This is a genomic window from Candidatus Obscuribacterales bacterium (genome assembly GCA_036703605.1).
GTDB lineage: Bacteria > Cyanobacteriota > Cyanobacteriia > RECH01 > RECH01 > RECH01.
The window spans coordinates 1-1,534 of the sequence record DATNRH010001133.1 but is presented as its reverse complement, the minus strand read 5'-3'; the positions used below and the strand labels follow the sequence as shown (position 1 = coordinate 1,534).

Annotated in this window: 3 protein-coding genes; all 3 read right to left on the bottom strand. The window is 56.0% G+C overall.

The genetic code is table 11. The annotated features are described in order from the left end of the window. The coding region (locus tag V6D20_23495; protein HEY9818744.1) for a hypothetical protein at positions 1-308 on the bottom strand (308 nt) is incomplete at its 3' end. 78 nt (positions 309-386) lie between these two features. Then, positions 387-869, bottom strand: a complete 483-nt coding sequence (locus tag V6D20_23490; protein HEY9818743.1) for a GspH/FimT family pseudopilin — start codon at positions 867-869, stop codon at positions 387-389. Next, on the bottom strand, positions 856-1,299 hold the full coding sequence (locus V6D20_23485) for a type IV pilin protein (GenBank protein ID HEY9818742.1): 444 nt from the start codon (positions 1,297-1,299) through the stop codon (positions 856-858). The genes V6D20_23490 and V6D20_23485 overlap by 14 nt, the downstream gene beginning before the upstream one ends. Positions 1,300-1,534 lie beyond the last annotated feature (235 nt).

The following is a 1,534-nucleotide window of genomic DNA, read 5'->3' as shown; positions in this document are numbered from 1 at the left end:
CTGCCAGACAACCCGGGAAGATAATCCCCCCAGACATCAGACCATCCTTCCCATGCGGGCCATGCAACGGTTTCCACAGGCCCCGTTGTAGGGTCGTCTTCTATCAGATTGCCGCTCCTCCAGTCGGCTGGAGCAATAGTGGTGGGACTGGAACAAACACCTGCCCTCTCGGCCGTGACCGCCCAGAGCCGTTCCACTGCATCCTGTGCCGCCAGGGTCGCGACGGACCGTTGGTAGGCCACATGGGCACTCTGCATGGCCTTGAGCTGCATGGCGGCAACCCCCAATAGCCCTAGAGAAAGAACCAAGAGCGCAACAAGACCTTCCAACAATGTAAAGCCATCCTCTCTCATACCGCTTGCACTCCGAAAAGCAATGAGATGTCATCAAGGACGTGAAATATTACCGGAAGCCTCAACATATAGTGACTTTTCCCCCTCATAGCTCACAGATAAAGAGCAATTTAACGCGTCCCCGGTATCACCATCTATACAGTTTCCACGACGCCCCAATGGGTTAAATGACACCTGGAATTCCGTGACATTGACATCACTATCCTTCCCTTCCAACAGTCGTAGTGTGGAAAGGCTGCCGCTTGCACCAGAGGTGACGGCGAGTTGCCACGGCACTGCACCACTCGCGTCTTTGACATGGACGGCTATATCTTCACGCCGTTTTACCGCTTCACTACGGGCATAATTCAAACCAGACAACACCTGATTAAAGTCACCCACAAGTTGATTTCTAGCCGTCAACTTCTGAAAGTTGGGCACCGCGATGGTTGCCGTAATCGAAATGACTGCAATCGTCACCAGAAGCTCAATCAACGTAAACCCGTTAGGGCGATGTACTCTATTACCAGCAATCATCAATAGGCGTCCCATCATTCTTCTCGTTGCCACGCACACCCTGCTGATCCAAGGTAAAAACTCCGCACTCGTCGCCTGACTGAGCCCCCTGAGGAGCCGCTTCCAAGGTGAAAGTGGCAGCCGATGCACTGATGGATATCGAGTAGAACTCCTCTTCGGAATCAAAGGTGCCACTGGGACAATTAGTTGCCGTATAGTTGCTCCCTACTGTATAGCAACGCTCCAGTTCGCCGGCAGTATTGCTCAAGGCCGATATGGCATCCGTCCTGCGCGCCTTTTCCACGTACCCCTGATAGCTAGGGATCGCAATCGCGGCCAAGATCCCGATCACGGCGACCGCAATCAGCAGTTCGATGAGCGTGAAGCCGGCGCTGCGCCGGGGGCTGCCTGAGGGGCCCTGGGGCCTGAATCGTGTGCTCGTGGGGGTCACGCTGTGCGTCTCCCTGCGGGTCAAGGCATTTGTTTCAGTATGTATCAAGATGTGGCGTTTCGATAGGGTGAGGGAGCAAAAATGCCATGCTGCCCGGATGAGCGGCTGCTTACGTGGCGCTCCTCGCGGGCCCTGCGGCCCTCGAAGGCCCCCGGCGGCCCCGGCTAACCTTCCTGCCCCCGTTGGCGTGCGTAGGCTTGGTTGTGGCACACCAGCGGAAGGCATCACGGCATAT